The 17365-nt window shown below is 70.6% G+C and carries 13 protein-coding genes, 1 other RNA gene and 1 pseudogene; 6 read left to right on the top strand and 9 right to left on the bottom strand.

Annotated elements, in window-relative coordinates:
* The first annotated feature begins 530 nt into the window (after positions 1-530).
* The 3 genes from MMF94_RS23110 to MMF94_RS23100 all read left to right on the top strand — a co-directional run bounded on the left by MMF94_RS23110 (position 531) and on the right by MMF94_RS23100 (position 4606).
* Positions 531-1628 carry a uroporphyrinogen decarboxylase/cobalamine-independent methonine synthase family protein gene (locus tag MMF94_RS23110; protein ID WP_241039238.1) on the top strand — a complete coding sequence of 366 codons (1098 nt, stop codon included), beginning with the start codon at positions 531-533 and terminating at the stop codon, positions 1626-1628.
* Between the two features lie 193 nt (positions 1629-1821).
* Entirely contained in the window at positions 1822-3156 is a 1335-nt protein-coding gene (locus MMF94_RS23105) for a glycosyltransferase (protein ID WP_241039237.1), read from the top strand.
* A 184-nt stretch (positions 3157-3340) separates the two neighbouring features.
* Entirely contained in the window at positions 3341-4606 is a 1266-nt protein-coding gene (locus MMF94_RS23100) for an erythromycin esterase family protein (protein WP_241039236.1), read from the top strand.
* Between the two features lie 135 nt (positions 4607-4741).
* Here the strand turns inward: MMF94_RS23100 and rnpB are convergent.
* The 5 genes and pseudogenes from rnpB to cobC all read right to left on the bottom strand — a co-directional run bounded on the left by rnpB (position 4742) and on the right by cobC (position 9303).
* Positions 4742-5159, bottom strand: an RNA gene (gene rnpB / locus MMF94_RS23095) — RNase P RNA component class A.
* Positions 5160-5200: 41 nt separating this feature from the next.
* Positions 5201-6291 (bottom strand): annotated as a pseudogene (locus MMF94_RS43770) (bifunctional RNase H/acid phosphatase).
* Positions 6292-6293: 2 nt separating this feature from the next.
* Positions 6294-7031 (bottom strand): zinc ribbon domain-containing protein, encoded by a 738-nt coding sequence (locus MMF94_RS23085; protein WP_241039235.1) that lies wholly within the window; start codon positions 7029-7031, stop codon positions 6294-6296.
* A gap of 29 nt (positions 7032-7060) precedes the next feature.
* On the bottom strand, positions 7061-8227 hold the full coding sequence (locus tag MMF94_RS23080; RefSeq protein WP_241039234.1) for a Nif3-like dinuclear metal center hexameric protein: 1167 nt from the start codon (positions 8225-8227) through the stop codon (positions 7061-7063).
* Positions 8224-9303 carry an Rv2231c family histidinol phosphate aminotransferase CobC gene (gene cobC / locus MMF94_RS23075; RefSeq protein ID WP_241039233.1) on the bottom strand — a complete coding sequence of 360 codons (1080 nt, stop codon included), beginning with the start codon at positions 9301-9303 and terminating at the stop codon, positions 8224-8226. Before cobC ends, MMF94_RS23080 begins: the two co-directional genes overlap by 4 nt.
* Positions 9304-9434: 131 nt before the next feature.
* Between cobC and MMF94_RS23070 the strand changes: the two genes are divergently transcribed.
* Both MMF94_RS23070 and MMF94_RS23065 read left to right on the top strand, forming a co-directional pair.
* Positions 9435-9914, top strand: coding sequence for a low molecular weight protein-tyrosine-phosphatase (locus tag MMF94_RS23070; RefSeq protein WP_241039232.1), 480 nt, complete (start codon positions 9435-9437; stop codon positions 9912-9914).
* Positions 9911-10738 (top strand): fructosamine kinase family protein, encoded by an 828-nt coding sequence (locus MMF94_RS23065; RefSeq protein ID WP_277398799.1) that lies wholly within the window; start codon positions 9911-9913, stop codon positions 10736-10738. The genes MMF94_RS23070 and MMF94_RS23065 overlap by 4 nt, the downstream gene beginning before the upstream one ends.
* Positions 10739-10806: 68 nt before the next feature.
* Here MMF94_RS23065 and MMF94_RS23060 read toward each other — a convergent pair whose 3' ends face one another.
* The 4 genes from MMF94_RS23060 to MMF94_RS23045 all read right to left on the bottom strand — a co-directional run bounded on the left by MMF94_RS23060 (position 10807) and on the right by MMF94_RS23045 (position 15988).
* Complete coding sequence (locus MMF94_RS23060) at positions 10807-11733, bottom strand: GNAT family N-acetyltransferase (RefSeq protein ID WP_241039231.1); 927 nt, start codon at positions 11731-11733, stop codon at positions 10807-10809.
* Positions 11734-11885: 152 nt separating this feature from the next.
* Positions 11886-13286, bottom strand: coding sequence for a WS/DGAT/MGAT family O-acyltransferase (locus MMF94_RS23055; protein ID WP_338104325.1), 1401 nt, complete (start codon positions 13284-13286; stop codon positions 11886-11888).
* A gap of 75 nt (positions 13287-13361) precedes the next feature.
* Positions 13362-14591, bottom strand: a complete 1230-nt coding sequence (locus MMF94_RS23050) for an SAM-dependent methyltransferase (protein WP_241039373.1) — start codon at positions 14589-14591, stop codon at positions 13362-13364.
* On the bottom strand, positions 14591-15988 hold the full coding sequence (locus tag MMF94_RS23045) for an FAD-binding oxidoreductase (protein WP_241039230.1): 1398 nt from the start codon (positions 15986-15988) through the stop codon (positions 14591-14593). The genes MMF94_RS23050 and MMF94_RS23045 overlap by 1 nt, the downstream gene beginning before the upstream one ends.
* Before the next feature lie 232 nt (positions 15989-16220).
* Between MMF94_RS23045 and MMF94_RS23040 the strand changes: the two genes are divergently transcribed.
* Positions 16221-17363, top strand: coding sequence for an acyl-CoA dehydrogenase family protein (locus MMF94_RS23040; RefSeq protein ID WP_241039229.1), 1143 nt, complete (start codon positions 16221-16223; stop codon positions 17361-17363).
* Positions 17364-17365: the final 2 nt, after the last annotated feature.

Genomic DNA, 17365 nt, shown 5'->3' with positions numbered 1-17365 from the left:
GACACGCCGCATAACCGACGTCAGTCGCCCCCTGAGCCGGGCCGCGCCACCCACATTTGCAGGCCGGAGCGTAGGCCGTGAATGTCTGCTCTGCACACCGCGCAACATCCGTCCAGCTGTCGCTGTATGTCCCGTTGCGGTACCGACCCGCCACGTAACCCTCGTGCCCGTCAGTACGCAGCATCTGGCCATCTTCCATCCTGGGCGTTGCAGGACAAGAAACTCGGCCGCATCTCACCCCCTCGGTCCAGTACCCGTGTCGAACATCCGTTCCTGTTCGAACGAAGATCGACAACCCGCGCGAACGGCTCTCATGAGGCATCGATTCGAGGCTGCCTGTTCGGGATCGGCGGCAACGACGACATCGAGGCGGTCACGGCGGAGGCACTCGAGGGCCGGCCGTGGTTCCCGCAGGACTCGTCGACCGAGAACGTCAGCCTGAGCACGAGTAGAAGCGGCACCCGACCGATCAGAATTCGCGGGTCGAGGCTGAGAAACCTAACGGGCCCCCCGAATGAGGAGTCGTCACAATGCCCCAGGCCGCACCGATGTCAGAGCCTTCTCCACGAAGAGTCCGGGCTCAGGGAGCTCACCTGGTCGGGAGCGTTCCGCTGGAGAGCGCCGCTGCGGTGTTCCACGCGGCCGGCGAGGTTCTGCCTGAGCATCTTCGGCGCGTCTCCGACGGGGAGACCGGAGTCCGCAGCGGCTGGATCGACTGGCAGGCGTCGGTCTTCCGGAGCCGGCCCGACCTGGTGGAGTCGGAGGCTACCGGCGCCGACGGGAAGTACGGGTCACGGTTGCGCGCCCGCTTCTCCCCGCGGCCCGGCGTCGATCCGGCCCAGCTCCGGTTCGGTGCGCTGGGCTACGCAGATCATGCGCTCTGTTCGTACGTGGAGTTCCGAGCCGCCCTGGACGCAGGCGTCATCCCCCGCCACTGGCGTTTCATGGTGGCGATGCCGACACCGTTGGCCCCGGTCAACCGGTTCATCGAGGCCGACCACCGTGCCGCGTTGGAACCGGCGTACGAGGCGGCGATGGTGGCTGAGCTCGCGACGATCGCTGCGGCCGTCCCACACGAGGATCTGGCGGTCCAGTGGGACGCCCCCCACGAGATCGGGATGTGGGAGGGCCTCTTCCCGCCATTCTTCGACGGGGATCCCCGGGTGGAGACGGTCGCTCGGCTCGCCCGGCTGGCGGCCGCCGTTCCCGACGAGGCGGAGCTCGGCTTCCACCTGTGCTACGGCGACGCGCAGCACCGCCACTTCGTGCAGCCGAAGGACACCGGAATCGCCGTCGCCCTCGCCAACGCGATCGCAGAGGTGGCGGCCCGACCGATCAATTGGCTGCACCTTCCGGTGCCGCGTGACCGCACCGACGATGAGTATTTCGCGCCGCTCATCGGTCTGCGGCTGCATCCGGAGACCGAGCTCTACCTGGGACTCGTCCACCTGACCGACGGCACGGAAGGCACGCGCGAGCGAATCCGCGCTGCGAGCCGGTACCTCGACGCGTTCGGGGTAGCGACGGAGTGCGGCTTCGGCCGCAGGCCCCCCGAGGACGTCCCGGCACTGCTGCGCATCCACCGTGACGTCGCGGGCCCTGCACCAGCGCGAGACCGGACGAGCTGATCATCCCCGGGCCTCGACAGAATGAGGACAGGGAAAGCGCGAAATAGAACGGAATACAACTGAACATTCAGCCGAATACAGGCCGAACCACGAGCACATCGAGTGCTATTCTTCGTGATAGTAGTGGCGATTATCCTCGCCGTAGAAATACCTGCGTTGCCCCGTCACCACATTTCTCGCTATCGTTTCCACCGTGGGCGGCGCACATTCCCGGACACCGAATTCGCGGGATGACCGGTCGGCGGTCCGGGCTCCGTCGGGGGTACCGCCCCGGCTCGAGACGGGCCGCATCACCGGACACGATCCGTCGCAGCTCGGCGCCCGGCACCTCCTCGCTCTGCAGCGGTCGATCGGGAACGCCGCGGTCGGTGCCCTGCTGGATCGGGAGCCGGTCGTGCAGCGGTTGCCGATGGAGGTCAAGAGCTTTGAGGGTGCGCCGCTGGACACCGAGGACGTCGAGGCGATCACGGATTCGGTGCTGAACGGGCTGGTCTACGGCGACTACGGCCATGTCCAGTTACTGTTGGCCGACCTACGGGTCAAGGATCCCAAGGCCTGGGCCGACCTCGACGAGTTCGTCGAGAGGATGCGGCCGCGGATGGCGGCGACCCGGCCCAAGAGGGCGCCGCTCGGAATGGGTTCCTGGCGGGAACGGCCGCGGCCGATAGAGCGGAACGTGCATCGGTTCTGGGCTGGTGGGCCGATGTCGGAGGGCACCAAGGCCAACCTGCTCAAGATGCAAGAGGTCGTGACGCGCAGCGAAGGCTCAGGAACGCCATGGCGGCAGTTCCTCTGGACGAGCAGCATCGTCAACCGGCAACAGGACTTCTTGGGGTTCGGCCGGAAGAACCCTCTGAACGTTCAGCTGAACGAGCTGCGTGCCGCCGGCATCCAGATCGTCGACATGGACAAGGAATGGAATTCGATGACCGTCGCGGCGGTCGGCACGGGCGAGCCCCGTACCGACGTGGAGGAGAAGGGGACCCGCTGGACCCGGGAGGCCAAGGCCGATCTCGACGATAAGAAATACGACAAGGTCAAGTACCTGTCGGACCTCATCCGGCTGGTCGCCGTCAACCGCTTCGGCGGGGTCTACCTGGACACCGACATCGGGCCCGGTGCGCTGAACCTGAGCAACAACGAGCTTTACCACACCGATCCCGAAGGCGAGATCGGCCACCACGCGCCACCGTTTCGGGTGCCGAAGGACTATCAGCGCGTCGCCGACGACGCGGCACTGGGCGACAGTGCACACGAGCGGGTGGCCCGGCACGCCGACAACATGATTCCCGTCCTCAACTACTTCCTCGCCAGCCGTAGCAACACCAAGCACCTGGGGCGGGAGCTCTCGGACCTGTTCGAACGCGACGACCTCACCTCCGGAATGGCATCGTTCGGCCGCCTGTTCGTGCCGATGGATCGGAGCATGCAGGAGAAGCCGACCCCGTACGCACCCACCCAGCAGCGGGTCACGCCGTGGGCCGCGGCGCTGGCCTGGACCACCGACGTCAGCCAGGGCGAGGGTTAGACGGGGTTCCCCCTCCCCCGACACATGTAGCGAGAGCAGGACAATTCCCGACTGGTACGCCATTACAAATCCGTGCACCTCCAGGCCTTTGCCACACCACGACCGCGTCCTACCGACTCGCAACAACGTCAACTGCGATGATCCTTAATCAGGTCGCGAAGTAACAGCCCAGTAGCATGGCCGAATGCCCGATGCGTTCCTTGACTTCGTTGACGACGAGGCAATGATCCTGGACATGCTGAATCCGCAAGCCCCGCTCGACGACCTGGAGCCGCTGGCTGTACGGCTGGCCGGTGCGCGCGTGGTGGCCATCGGCGAAAGCTCGCATCTCGTACGCGAGTTCTGTCTGCTGCGCCACCGGCTGACGCGGTTCCTGGTGGAGCGGATGGGGTTCACCGTCTTCGGCCTGGAATCCGGGTTCAGCGAAGGACTTGCCGTGGACGACTGGGGGCGCGGCGGTCCCGGTGACCTGCGGACGATCGCCGACGACGGGATCACGTACACGTTCGGGCGGTGCGCGGAGATGCGTGCACACCTGCAGTGGATGCGGGAGGCCAACGCCGCCGGGGTGACGCCCGTGCGGTTCTTCGGGATCGACGTACCGGGCTCCGCGGCGTCCCCACTGCGGGCAATGGACAACATCGGGCGCTACCTGAGCGCGGTCGACGGCGACGCGGTCGTCGCTGTCGAGCGGCTCGTCGTGCTGATGGAGAAGTTCGCGGGCGAGCACCCGCTGCCGGTGTACGCCGCGTACGGTCAGCTCGCCCAGGCCGAGCGTGACGGGATCACGGCGATGCTCGCGGAGCTGACGACCCGGTTCGAGGCGCTGCAACTGGAGTACATGTCGGCCGGTGGCGTCGAGTTGTACGAGGTCGCGTGGCGCGAGTTGCGCCTGGTCTGCCTGCTGGACCAGTCATTGCGGAGTACCGCTGCGCGGGTGTCCGGTGACAGGGCGCACCCGAAGGTGACCCCACGCGACCGTGGCATGGCCGAGACGGTGTTCTGGCTGCTCGACCGGTTCGGGCCGGACGCGAAGGTCGTCATCGGTGCGCACAACAGTCACATCCAGCGCATCCCGGTCGTCACGCCGTCGTTCTCGCTGTCGGCGATGGGGCACCATCTGGCAAACAGGTTGGGCGGCGACTACGCGGCGGTGGCGGTGACCAGCACCGCCGGCCGTGCGGTGACCCGCCGGGCGAACCCGGACCGGCCGGGCGGTGTCGAGATCGTCGGAGTCGACCTCGATCCGGTGCGGGAGGGCAGCGTGGAGGCGGCGTTTGCTCCGTTGTCGGGCGTGCGGGCGGTCGACCTGCGCGGGGCACGAGGACGGCTGACCGGTCCCGACCGCATCCGGGTCATGGACACCTATCAGGAGGTACAGCTGCTCGACGCCTACGACCTGGTGGTGAACGTTCCCGAGACCTCGACGACCGAGCAGGTGGCCGGCTGACCGAGCACGTCCCGCCGACACGGGTGGTGTCAACCTGCCGCAGGTCGTCGTGACGGCTCTGTTCGAGCACCTTCGACGGTGCCCCGTCACGCGCTCGGACACCCTGGTGTTTCTGCTCAGGTCACAGGCTTGGGGCGGACGAGCTGGCCTGTAAGCCGGATCCTGTTCCCGGGCGCCTTGCGGCGCACCGTTCGGCGACCATCCATCTGGACCTGCCGTCGCCGGCAGGCTCTAGCGGTCTACCCGCAAGCTCGGACGGGCCGTCCTCGAACGCCTGCGCAGCTCCCCGTCCGAAGACGGAGAGCCTCTTGACCTTGCTCCGGGTGGGGTTTACCGAGCCACCCCGGTCACCCGGGGTGCTGGTGGTCTCTTACACCACCGTTTCACCCTTACCTCGCTCCCGGACGTGGGTCCGGGACGAGGCGGTCTGTTCTCTGTGGCACTGTCCCGCGGGTCGCCCCGGGTTGCCGTTGACAACCACCCTGCCCTGCGGAGTCCGGACTTTCCTCGCCGGTGGCCTGGAGGCCATCGACGCGGCCGCCCGGCCAGCTCGTCCGCGCAGCGATCCTACTCGCAGCCGAGAGTCCGCGGTGATCAGCCCGGGGGGTAGTGGCTGGTGTCGTTGACCAACCGGACGCTGGCGCCGCCGTCCGGGTAGAAGTCCACGATGGACAGCGCGGCCAGGTCGAGATGCAGGCGGTAGAGGATGCTCGGGCCGCCCTGCAGTGCATGGCGCAGCAGCATCTTGATCGGCGTCACGTGGCTGACCACCACCACCGTGGCGCCCGGGAACTCCTCCAGCACGGCGGCCTGCTCGTCGGCGATCCGCCTGCCGACCGCGGCGAAGCTCTCCCCGCCGGGTGGCGCCACGTCCTCGGAGCCGAGCCACGACGCATGCAGTTCGGGGTCGCGCTCCCGGGCCTCGGCGAACGTCAGGCCCTCCCAGGCCCCGAAGTCGGTCTCGATCAACCCCGGCCGGACGACGAGTGGCGCGCCCGTCGCCTCGGCGACGGCGGTCGCGGTCTGCCGGGCGCGCAGCAAGGGCGAGCTGAGCACGGCTGTGACGTCGGGCAGTGCGCCGAGCCGGACGGCGGCCGCGGCGGCCTGTCGCAGGCCGAGCTCGGTGAGCTCGGGGTCGCCGTGCCCGGAGTAGCGGCGCTGCACGGACAACGCGGTCTGTCCGTGCCGCAGGAGCAGGAGCCGCGACGGGGCGCCGACCTGCCCCGTCCACGACGCCGACGCCGGAGCGGTGGCGATGCCGGGCTCGCTCACGGTCCCGTCAACCGGGCCGCTTGCGCGTCCATCGCCTTGTTGGCCAGCGTGTCGGCCCGGGTGTTGCGGGCACGGGGGATCCAGCCGAACCGGACCGAGCCGACCTCGCGCACGAGCCGCCCCGCCTCCAGCGCCAGCGGCTTCATCGCCGGATGCTTGACCTGCCAGCGCCCTGACATCTGCTCGACGACCAGCTTGGAGTCCATCCGGACGTCCACCTCGGTGGCGCCCAGCTCGATCGCCGCCCGCAGCCCGGCGATGAGGCCCTTGTACTCGGCGACGTTGTTGGTGGTGACCCCGAGGCCCTCGGAACACTCGGCGAGCACCTCTTCGGTGGCCGGATCGAGCACCACGGCGCCGTAGCCGGCGGGACCGGGGTTGCCGCGCGAACCGCCGTCGGCCTCGACGATCAGCTTCACAGCCCCGACTCCTTCGACCGGACGAGGATCACGCCGCACTCCTCGCAGTGCACCACTTCGTCATCGGGCGCAGCCCGCAGCTCCGAGATGGCGGTGCGGTCCAGCTCCAACCGGCACGCCTGACAGCGGCGCTGCAGCAGGAGCGCCGCGCCGACACCCCGCTGCTCACGTCGCTTGTCGTACGCGGCGAGCAGGTCGGCCGGGAAACCGGGGAGCGCCTCGTCGCGGGCCCGGCGCCGGCCGGTCTCCGCGGCGTCGATGTCGGAGATCGCCGAGTCGCGCCGCCCGGTGATCTCCGAGAGCTTCTGCTCCGCCGAGGCCAGTGCCGCACGCGAGTGGTCGACGTCGGCGCCGATGGCCTCGCGCTGCTCCATGATCTCGAGCTGCTCGTCCTCCAGGACGCTCTGGCGCCGGGCCAGGGTCTCCAGCTCGTGCTGCAGGTCGGTGGCCTGCTTGGCGCCGATCCCCGCGCCCGTGAGCATCTTGTTGTCGCGCTCGGTGCGCGCGCGGACGCCGTCGACGTCACGCTCGATGCGGCGGATGTCGCGGTCGAGGTCGCCCGCGGCGGTCTCCACCTCGACGAGCTTGTCCTTGGCCGTGCGTACCGCCGCCTCCGCGTCGGTCAGCTCGGCGTGCTCCGGCAGGTTGCGGCGGCGGTGTGCGAGCCTCGTCAGCTCGGCGTCGATCTCGGCGAGATCCAGCAGCCGGCGTTGGACGGCAGGGTCGGCCTTCACGCGGCCATCACATCCATCCCATCCATTTGTCATTGCCTCCCGGTCAGGGGCGCCACCGACCAGGGATCGGTGCAGCGGTGCGAAACGCGGACCTCGACGCTACCGCCAAGCGATTTACCAACGATGTCCGCCGCCTGCAAACACCAGGGCCACTCCGACGCCCAATGGGCGACGTCGACGAGTGCCGGTGTGGGGCGGCCCGCGAGCGTGCCGGCCAGCAGGTGTTCCGACGCCGGATGGTGGCGCAGGTCGGCGGTGACGTAGGCATCGACACCCGCGCGGATCGCGGCGTCCAGTGCGGAGTCCCCTGCCCCGCCGCAGACCGCAACCCGCTCGATCACACGATCGGGATCTCCCGCGGCGCGCACGCCCCACGCCGTGGCCGGTAGCGCCGCGGCCACCCGTTCGGCGAACGTCGCGAGCGACTCCGGCGTCGGCAGCGTGCCGACCCGGCCGAGCCCGCGAGCCGAGGGAAGATCGGCGAGCTCGAGCACGTCGAACGCGGGTTCCTCGTACGGGTGCGACGCCCGTAGCGCGGCGACGACGGCTGCGCGTCGGCTGCGCGGGAGCACCATCTCGAGCTTGGTCTCAGCCACCCGTTCCAGCTTGCCGACCGACCCGATCGTCGGCTGGGCACCCTCGAGGGGCCGGAACTGCCCCGTGCCTGCCGTGGCGAAGGAGCAGTGGCTGTAGTTGCCGACCAGCCCCGCACCCGCCGCGGACAGTGCCTCGTGCACCTCGGTGATCGCCGGACCCACCGGAATGAAGGTGACGATCTTGTCGAACGGCTCGGCCGGGACACCGACCAGCGGACCCGTGACCTCCAGTCCGATCGCCGCTGCCAGCGCGTCCGAGACGCCGGGGTCGGCGGAGTCGGCGTTCGTGTGCGCGGTGTACAGCGCGGTGCCCGAGCGGATCAGCCGGTGCAGCAGCGCACCCTTCGGGGTGTCCGCGCCCACGCCGTGCACGCCACGAAGCAGCAACGGATGGTGGGTGACGAGCATCTGGGCGGCGCCCTCGCTGCCGTCGATCGCCTCGGCGACCGTCTCGGGCACCGGGTCCACGGCGAAGAGCACCGACGACACGGGATCGGCGGGGTCACCGCAGACGAGGCCGACCGCGTCCCAGTCGGCCGCCAGCGACGGCGGGTACGCGGTCTCCAGCGCGGCGATCACATCGGCGACGGTTGCGGTCATGCGCCGACCTCCACGAGCGCATCGGCCAGGACAGCGGCGAGCCGAGCGACCTGTGCCGCCGGCCGCACCGCGACCCGGACGTGGTCCGGGCCGAGACCCGGGAAGGTGTCGCCGCGACGCACCGCGACACCGGCCTGACGCAGCACGGCGCGCACCCGTTCGCCTCTCCCCTCGGGCAGCCGCAGCAGCAGGTAGGGCGCGCGGCCCGGCAGCACCGTGACCCCCGGGACGGCGGCGAGCACCGCAGCCTGCTCGGCGCGGGCGACGACCAGATGTTCCGCGGCCCGCTCGGACTCGGCGACGGCCTCGGGGCCCGCACACGCGATCACGGCCTCCAGCGCGGGCGTCGAGACGGGCCACGGAGGCCGGGGCGCGGCGAGCCGGGCCAGCAGGGCGGGCTCGCCGAGTGCGTATCCGGCGCGCAGCCCCGCGAGCGCCCAGGTCTTGGTGAGGCTGCGGAACACGAGCAGCCCCTGGACGTCCGCGTCACCGGCGAGGGACTCCGGTTCCCCGGGGATCGCGTCGGCGAACGCCTCGTCCACCAGCAGCACCCGGCCCGGCGCCGCCATGGCCCGGACGTCAGCGGCCGGGTGCAGCACGCCGGTGGGGTTGGTGGGGTTGCCGACCACGACGAGATCGGCCTCCGCCGGGACATCGCCGGGATGCAGCCGATGGCCGTCGTACTCGCTGGTCAGGACCCGCACGACCGGCACTCCCGCGCCCCTCAGCACGGCCTCGGGCTCGGTGAACCCCGGGTGCAGCACCGCTGCCAACCGGGGGCGCAGGGCCGGCAACAGTGCGAACCCCTCCGCGCTGCCGGCGAGCACCAACACGTCGTCGGCGCTGCGCCCGTGCCGCGCCGCGACGGACTCGCGGGCGCGAGCGTCGTGGGCGGCGACCGGGTAGCGGCCCAACCCGTCCAGCGTCGCCGCGAGCCGGTCACGCAACCACGCCGGCGGTCCGGCGCCCTGGACGTTGACGGCGAAGTCGAGCAGGCCTGGTTCGGCGTCGACGTCGCCGTGGTGACGCAAGGCTGCGACACCATCCGCAGCGAGGCCATCCGGCGCGTGATCCATCGCCCGAGCCTACGCAGCCCCTTCGTCCCTTCCTCGCAGAGTCGTCGGTCTCCTCACGGACGCCGTGCGCTCTGCGAGGACGACAGTCCCCTGCGAGGACGCCACGCGGGTCGCCCGGCCAGACTCGTCCTATGAGCGACACTCACCAACCGCTGCGTGTGGTCTTCGTCTGCACCGGCAACATCTGCCGCTCCCCCATCGCCGAGAAGGTGTTCGTTCACGAGTTGCAGCGCGCGGGCCTGGCGCACGCCGTGGAGGTCGGCAGCGCGGGTACCGGCAGCTGGCACATCGGATCACCCGCCGACGAACGCGCCGCGGCGTTGCTGCGCGCCGAGGGCTACCCCGACGAGCACACTGCCCGTCAGGTGGACGCCGAGCTGCTCTCGGCCGACCTGCTCGTCGCGCTCGACAACTCCCACCGCCGCGCGTTGCAGTCGATGGTCCCCGAGCCCGAGCGGGTGCGGCTGCTGCGTTCGTTCGACCCCGCCGCGCCTGCCGGGGCCGAGGTGCCGGATCCCTACTACGGCAATGCCGACGGGTTCACCGAGGTGCTCACCATGATCCGGGCGGCCATGCCGGGGATGCTGGATTGGGTGCGGAGCCGGGCGTGAACGTCCTCGGCGTCGCGGTACGCACCAGAGCATCGCTCGGTGGCGGGGCCGTGCGCGCGGAGCTCGCCGACGGGCGCACCGTCGTCGTCAAGAACGCGGAGGAGAGTTCACTCGCCGCCGAAGCGGCCGGGCTGCGGTGGCTGCGGATGCCGGAAGGGACTTCCGTGCCCGCCGTGCTGGACGTCGACCCGCAGCGGCTCGTCACGGAGTTCGTCCCGCGCGGTTCACCCGATGCCGGCGCCGCGGCGGCGTTCGGCCGCAGCCTCGCCCATCTGCACGGCGCCGGGGCCCCTGCTTTCGGCGCCGCGCCGCCCGGCGGGCCGTCCGCGGCCTGGATCGGGCGCGCGCCGATGCGCAACGAGCCGTCCCCGGGCTGGGCGGAGTGGTTCGCAACGGACCGCGTGCTGCCCTACCTGCGTGCAGCGTCGGACGCCGGGGAGCTGACGGGTGCGGAGGCCGCCGTCGTCGAGCAGGTGTGCGACCGCCTCCCTGCGCTCGCCGGGCCGCCCGAACCACCCGCCCGGCTGCACGGCGACCTGTGGTCGGGCAACGTCCTGTGGTCCCCGAGCGGTGCATGGCTGATCGACCCCGCCGCCCACGGCGGGCACCGCGAGACCGACCTGGCGATGCTCGCGCTGTTCGGCTGCCCGCACCTCGACACCGTGCTGCGCGCCTACGACGAGGCCGCGCCGCTCGCCACGGGCTGGCACGAACGGGTGCCGCTTCACCAGCTCTTCCCGCTGCTCGTGCACGTCGTGCTGTTCGGCCGCGGCTACGCCGGGCAGGCCGTGGCGGCGGCGCGGGCGGCGCTACGCCTGGGCTGAGCTGCCACCTCCGGACGATCGGCGCGTCCACCCGGACCGATCGGACGAGAGCGTCGGCGCGCAGGCGGTCAGCGCCAGTCGTCGAGAACGTAGAGGTCCGCGCGGTCGTAGGCGGGCTCGTTGGGCCGGTGCATGGAGACGCCCGCCGTGTCGACGCGGAATCCGGCGCCGAGGAGATGCCGGTGCGCCTCGTGGCGAGCGGTGTTCACCCCCACGGTGAGCCGGCGGGCACCGGCACCCGCGGCGAAGCCCTGGCAGGCGCCGAGCAGAGCGGCGAACACGTCCGCGGTGTGCGGGCCGGGGCGTACGGCGGCGAACTTCACGTAGACCGTGCCACTGCCCGCCTCCGTGCCCGCCCCGGAATGACAGACGGCGAACCCGCTCGGCGCATCGGGCGCGCCGACGAGCACGACCTCGCCGAGACCCTGGTCGAGCACGGCCGTGATCTCGCCGCGGACGTCGAGCCCCGGGTGGATCGAGTCGGTCACCGCGGCGCAGGCGTTCAGCAGTGCCTGACGGCTCGCGGGCGCCGCAGCCGACATGCGCCAGCCCAGCACGGGCTCGTCCCCGCCCACCCGGCGCGACATGATCACCGTGAGGTACCGCGGCCAGAACCCGAACTTGTGATAGAGCCAGTGGTGCATCGGGCTCTGCGGGAACGTGAACAGACCCTGGTGAGTGACGCCCCGCGCGTCGAGCAACTCCGTGGCCGCCGCGACGAGCCGCGTGCCCACACCGCTGTTCCACATGCGCGGGGCCACCGACAAGGGACCGAGGAAACCCACGCTGCCCCACAGTGTCACCAGCGTGGAGCCGACCAGCCCGCCGTCGACCAGGCCTGCGAGCGCGACGGTGTGCGGAGCGCGGAAACGCGTGCGGAACACCTCGGTGTCGTCGTTCATGTCGATGCCGAGGAGGGTGCCGAACGCGTCGCGCAGGATGCCGTCCGCATCGTCCAGTTCGGCTTGGAGGAGCGGCCGCACCTCGATCTGCACCACGAAAGGATGACGCGTTGCTCCGCCGAGCGGAGCACCGGGCTACTCCATTTGCGATCTTGTGACCTCGGCAGGCCGGACCGTCATGACGGAACGGGGCAATTCACCCACGAGGAACCTGCGGCCCGCGCGCCCAGCTCGCGGAGGCCGCGTCAGGCCAGATCCGCCAGCTCGGCCAGCGAGTCGCCCATCGCGGCGGCCAGCACGTCGACGTCGGGCATCGCGTCACGGTCGGCGGTGAGTCCGTAGTGGACGCCGCCGTCGTAGGAGGTGACCCCGATCGCGACGGCCTGGCCGCCGGCGAGCGGCACCACCGGGTACATGTCGAGCATCCGCGCGCCCATCGCGTACAGCGGGCGCGGCGGGCCGGGGACGTTGGTGACCAGCACGTTGTAGAGGCGGCTGGAGAACTGGCTGGCCAGCCGCGCGCCGAGGCTGTGCAGGATCGGCGGGGCGAGGCCCACGAGCCCGACCAGCGCCGACGCACCGACGGCCTGGCCGCTGCGCTTGTGGATCTCCATGGCGTCCCGCACGGCCATGAGGCGAGCCAGCGGGTAGGGCTCGGCGACCGGCAGGTCCACGAGATAGGCGGAGATGCTGTTGCCCGAGCCTTCGCTGCGGCTACGGGCCCGGACGCTCACGGGCACCATCGCGCGGACGCTGGTGTCGGCGGTCAGCGGCTCCCCGCGGCTGATCAACCAGCGGCGCAGCCCGCCCGCGACCACCGCGAGCACCACATCGTTGACGGTGCCGCCGAACGCCTTGCGGACGGCCCGATGGTCGGCCAGCGTGGTGCGTTCCATGCCGTAGCGGCGTTGCTCACCGGTGGCGCCGTTGAGGGGCTGCACCGGGCGCGTCGCCGCCGCGCTGCGCCCGGCGGCGACCACGGCCTCCACCGTGCGCCCGACCGCCGAGGCGGCCTCCCGCACGTCGGCCACCGCCCGCCCGGCGACGTCGAGCGCGGCGCGCGGGCGGCGCAGCGAGTGTGCCGCGGCCATCGCCGCGAGCTCCAGCGCCGACGGCTCGGGCGCGGGGCACCAGTCGTCGGGCGGGCTCTCGCGGGGCTGCGGGGTGAGATCTAGCAGCGCTGCCCCGATGTCCATCGACGCCAACCCGTCGACCATGGCGTGGTGGGTCTTGGTGACCACGGCGAACCGCCCGTCGGCCAGCCCCTCCACGAGGTAGACCTCCCAGAGCGGACGGGAGCGGTCGAGCTGGCGCGCCAGCAGCCTGCCGACGAGATCGCGCAGGACGTCCTCGGTGCCCGGGGCGGGCAGCGCCGACCGTCGCACGTGGAAGCCGAGGTCGAAATCCGGGTCGTCCACCCACACGGGCAGCCCGAGCCGGCCCGGCACGTCCCGCACCTTCTGGCGATAACGCGGGACGAGCGCGAGCCTGCTGCCGATGAGCTCGGTGAACGCATCGGCGTCGAACCGCCCGTGCTCCGGCGGTTCGAACGTCATCACGGCGCCGACGTGCATCGCAGCGGTGCGATGCTCCGCGAAGAGGAACGACGCGTCGAGCGGTGAGAGACGGTCCGGCACGCTGCTCATTGTCTCCGACCTGCACGATCGTGTAAGGGCATGGGTGCTGCAGCACGCATGCCCGCACACGAACGGCTGGAGCTGCTACCAGCCCCGGAGCGGGAAGCCGGAGCGTCCCTGATCGAGCAGTTTCACCCCGAGAACCTGGTGCAGCTGGATGTTGTCGCGCTCGAACCCGAGGCGGGACGCGGCCATGTAGAGCCGCCACACCCGGGCCCGCCCGACGCCGACCTCGGCCACCGCCTCGTCCCAGTGCGCTTCGAGGTTGGCGCACCAACCGGCGAGCGTGAGGGCGTAGTGCTCGCGCAGGTTCTCCTCGTGCCGGACCTCGAAGCCCGAGTCGTTCATCACGGAGATGAGGTGTCCGACCGGCTCCAGCTGCCCGTCCGGGAAGACGTAGCGGGCGATGAACGGGTCGAGCCTGCGGGTCAGCGGGGTGCGCGGCTGGGTGATGCAGTGGTTGAGCAGCCGCCCGCCCGGGCGGAGCCGCTCGTACAGGGACCGGAAGTAGTTCGGCAGCTGGTCCTTGCCGATGTGCTCGGTGAGCCCGATCGAGCTGATCGCGTCGAACTCGGACTCCGGCGCGTCGCGGTAGTCGAGGTGGCGCACCTCGGCGAGATCGCCGAGGCCGCGCCGGACGATCTCGGCCTGGGCCCACTCGGCCTGGTTGCGGGAGAGCGTCACACCCAGCGCCTTGACGCCGTGCTCGGCGGCGGCGTGCATGACCATCCCGCCCCACCCGCAGCCCACGTCCAGCAGCCGCATGCCGGGCTGCAGACCGAGCTTCTGCGACACCAGCTCGTGCTTGGCGGCCTGCGCCTCCTCCAGGGTGGCTGACGCCGTGGGGAAGACCGCGCAGGTGTAGGCCATCGACGGGCCGAGCACCCACTCGTAGAACCGGTTGGAGACGTCGTAGTGGTGCGAGATCGCCTTCCGGTCCCGCGCCCTGGAGTGCAGCCGACCCGGCGGCCGGTACTCGAGAGGGGGCGGCGGCTGGCGGTGCCTGAGCCAGAGCGGCAGCAGACGCCGGGCCAGGCGCACCTGATCGGCGCGCGTCAGGTCGTGCAACGTGAGGTCGGCCATCGCGTCGAGCACTTCGTAGACGTCGCCGTCGACCTCGATCTCACCCGTGACGTAGGCCCTGGCGAGCCCGAGCGTCCCCGGTGCCGTGACGAGCCGGGCGAGCGCCCGCGGCGTGAGGATGCGCAGGGCGACGTCGGAGCTGTCCGGTCCGGCCTTACTGCCGTCGTACGCCACGACCCGAATCGGCACGTCCTGGCCGAGGACGTCCGAGATGAGTTGAGCGACCTGCATCATGCCCTCCCTGAACCGGTGACCTTGGAATAAAGGTCGGGCAGCCGGCCGTGCGGGTCGTAGCGCCGCTTGAGCGCACGGTAGGCGGGCCCGTTGTAGTGCTTCCAGAACTCACCCTCGTCGTAGTGCACTGTGGAGTACAGCGACTTGTGTCCGCCGAGGTCGGCGACGAGTTCCTCCACACGCCGGTTGTGAGCGTCCGGCCGCCCGGGTACCTCCGGGACGGTGGACCAGAATCCGACGTTGACATAGAGCTCGCCGGGCTCCATGGGATACAGCGGCCAACGCTGCTTCCCGCGCAGCCGTAGCGGGCAGAGCCACACCGGCGTGATCCCGACGTCGGTGTGGAACGCGTCGAGGAACTCCGCGAGCCGCTCCACCGGGATCTCGACGTCCTGGATGACCGGCTCTTCCTGCGGCGTGCGGGTGAGCCGGTGGGCCCGGCTGCTGAACCCGATGCGCCGATCGAACGCCACGATCTTGCGGTAGACGTCCGAGCGGCGGTAGCGCCGCGGCCACACCCGGCGCACCAGCGGGTGCTGCACGCCGAAGGCCCGCGAGCACCAGAACCAGTCGGTGTCCCAGCGCCAGATGTAGTCGTGTGCAGTCAGATGGTCGACAGTGCGCTCGCGGATCGACCGGTAGAAGATCTGCTGTCCTGTGTAGTCACTCGGCCCCGGCCCCGGGTCGTCGATGAACCTACCGACGGTGAGGTACTGCTCGCCCGGCGTGAACACGGTGCCGTCGACGAAGTCGGGACCGCCCGCGGCGTCGGGATCACACAGTTCGGTGATCACCGAGGCCAGATCGGACGATGCCACCCGCCGGTGCTCCAGCCGCACGTACGGGGCAACCGGCTGCAGTTCGATCTTCAGTCGCAACGCGTAGCCGAGCGTGCCGTAGGAGTTGGGAAAGCCCTGGAAGAGGTCGGCGTGCTCACCGTTCGGCGTGGCCGTGACGATCTCGCCACCGGGAGTGAGTATGTCCATTTCGAGCACGGACTCGTGCGGAAGACCATGGTGGAACGATGTGGACTCGATGCCCAGCCCCGTGACCGCGCCACCCAGCGTGATCGTCTTCAACTGCGGCACGACCAGCGGCATCATCCCGCGCGCCAGCGTGGCGGAGACGAGGTCCTCGTAGGTCGTCATGCCCTGCACCTCGGCGGTGCGGGACTCCGCGTCGACGCCGAGCACGCCGGTCAGCGCGGAGGTGTCGAGCCGGGTGGTGTCGGCCGCTGCTCCCGCGCCGAACCGGAACAGGTTCGACGACTTCTTCCCGAGCCGCACGCGTGCACCCGGAGGCAGCGCCCGGTACTTGCCGATGAGGTCGTTCACCGCAGCGGCGTGCGCCTCGGGTGACACCGCAGGTGGGGCGGATGATCCGGCCACGGTCATGACGGGGACGCTAGTCGGCGAACGGATGCTGCCCAACCGCTCAGATAGGGCTTTCGTCACAGGAGTTGCCCAGCCGCACACAAGTTGTCCGGTTCGTCCAATCCACAGTGGCCTCTGCCCCGGCGTCATGGTCTGATGTGGACCGTGCCCTCCCCAGGGCTCGCCCCCCGGGGTTCCCGCGAAGCAGCGCGCACTAACACCGGGGTCGAGACGATCGTGTGACACTCCGGCCATGCAGCGCGACATCTTCGACGCCGAACACGATGCCTTCCGCTCCCTGGCGCGCACCTTCATCGCGAAGGAGATCACGCCGTTCCACGACCAGTGGGAGCGGGACGGTCAGGTCAGCCGGGATGTGTGGCTGGCCGCGGGCCGCGCCGGTCTTCTCGGCACGGACGTGCCCGAGGAGTACGGCGGCGGCGGGGTGCCCGACTTCCGGTACAACGCCGTGCTGCTCGAGGAGCTCACCAGGGCGGGTGCGACCGGTATCGGCTTCCCGCTGCAGAACGACGTCGTCGCGCCGTACCTGCTGCGGCTGGCCGACGAGGACCAGAAGAGGCGCTGGCTGCCCGGGTTCTGCTCCGGCGAGATCATCACCGCGATCGCGATGACCGAACCGGGAGCGGGATCCGACCTCCAGGGCATCCAGGCCCACGCCCGCCGCGAGGGCGACGACTGGGTGCTCAACGGCTCGAAGACCTTCATCACCAACGGCATCCTCTCCGACCTGGTGATCGTCGTCGCGCGCACCGACCCGGACGCCGGGAGCCGCGGGTTCAGCCTGCTCGTGGTGGAGCGGGGGATGCGCGGCTTCGAGCGCGGCAGGCGGCTGGAGAAGGTCGGGCTGAAGGCACAGGACACCGCGGAGCTGTCGTTCACCGACGTCCGGGTGCCCGCGGCGAACGTCCTGGGCGCACCGGGTAGCGGATTCGTGTCTCTCATGCAGAACCTGGCGCAGGAGCGGCTCTCGATCGCCGTGGGCAGCGTCGCGGGCGCGGCGCGCGCCCTGGAGCTGACGCTGGACTACACCAAGGAGCGCACCGCCTTCGGCCGGCCGGTCGCGAACTTCCAGAACACCCGCTTCGAGCTGGCCGAGATGGACACGGAGGTGACCGTCGCGCAGGTCTTCGTCGACCGCTGCATCACCGAGCACGTGGCCGGGCGCCTGACGGTGCAGGACGCGGCGAAGGCCAAGTGGTGGGCGAGCGACGTGCAGAGGCGCGTGGTGGACCGCTGCGTGCAGTTGCACGGCGGCTACGGCTACATGCTCGAGTACCCGATCGCCAAGGCCTTCGTCGACTCGCGCGTGCAGGCGATCTACGGCGGCACCAACGAGATCATGAAGGAGATCATCGGACGCGCCCTCGTGGGCTGAAC

It is taken from the genome of Pseudonocardia alaniniphila, assembly GCF_022524485.1.
GTDB lineage: Bacteria > Actinomycetota > Actinomycetes > Mycobacteriales > Pseudonocardiaceae > Pseudonocardia > Pseudonocardia alaniniphila.
The sequence above is the reverse complement of the archived record's forward strand: the minus strand, read 5'-3'. Positions and strand labels throughout refer to the sequence as shown.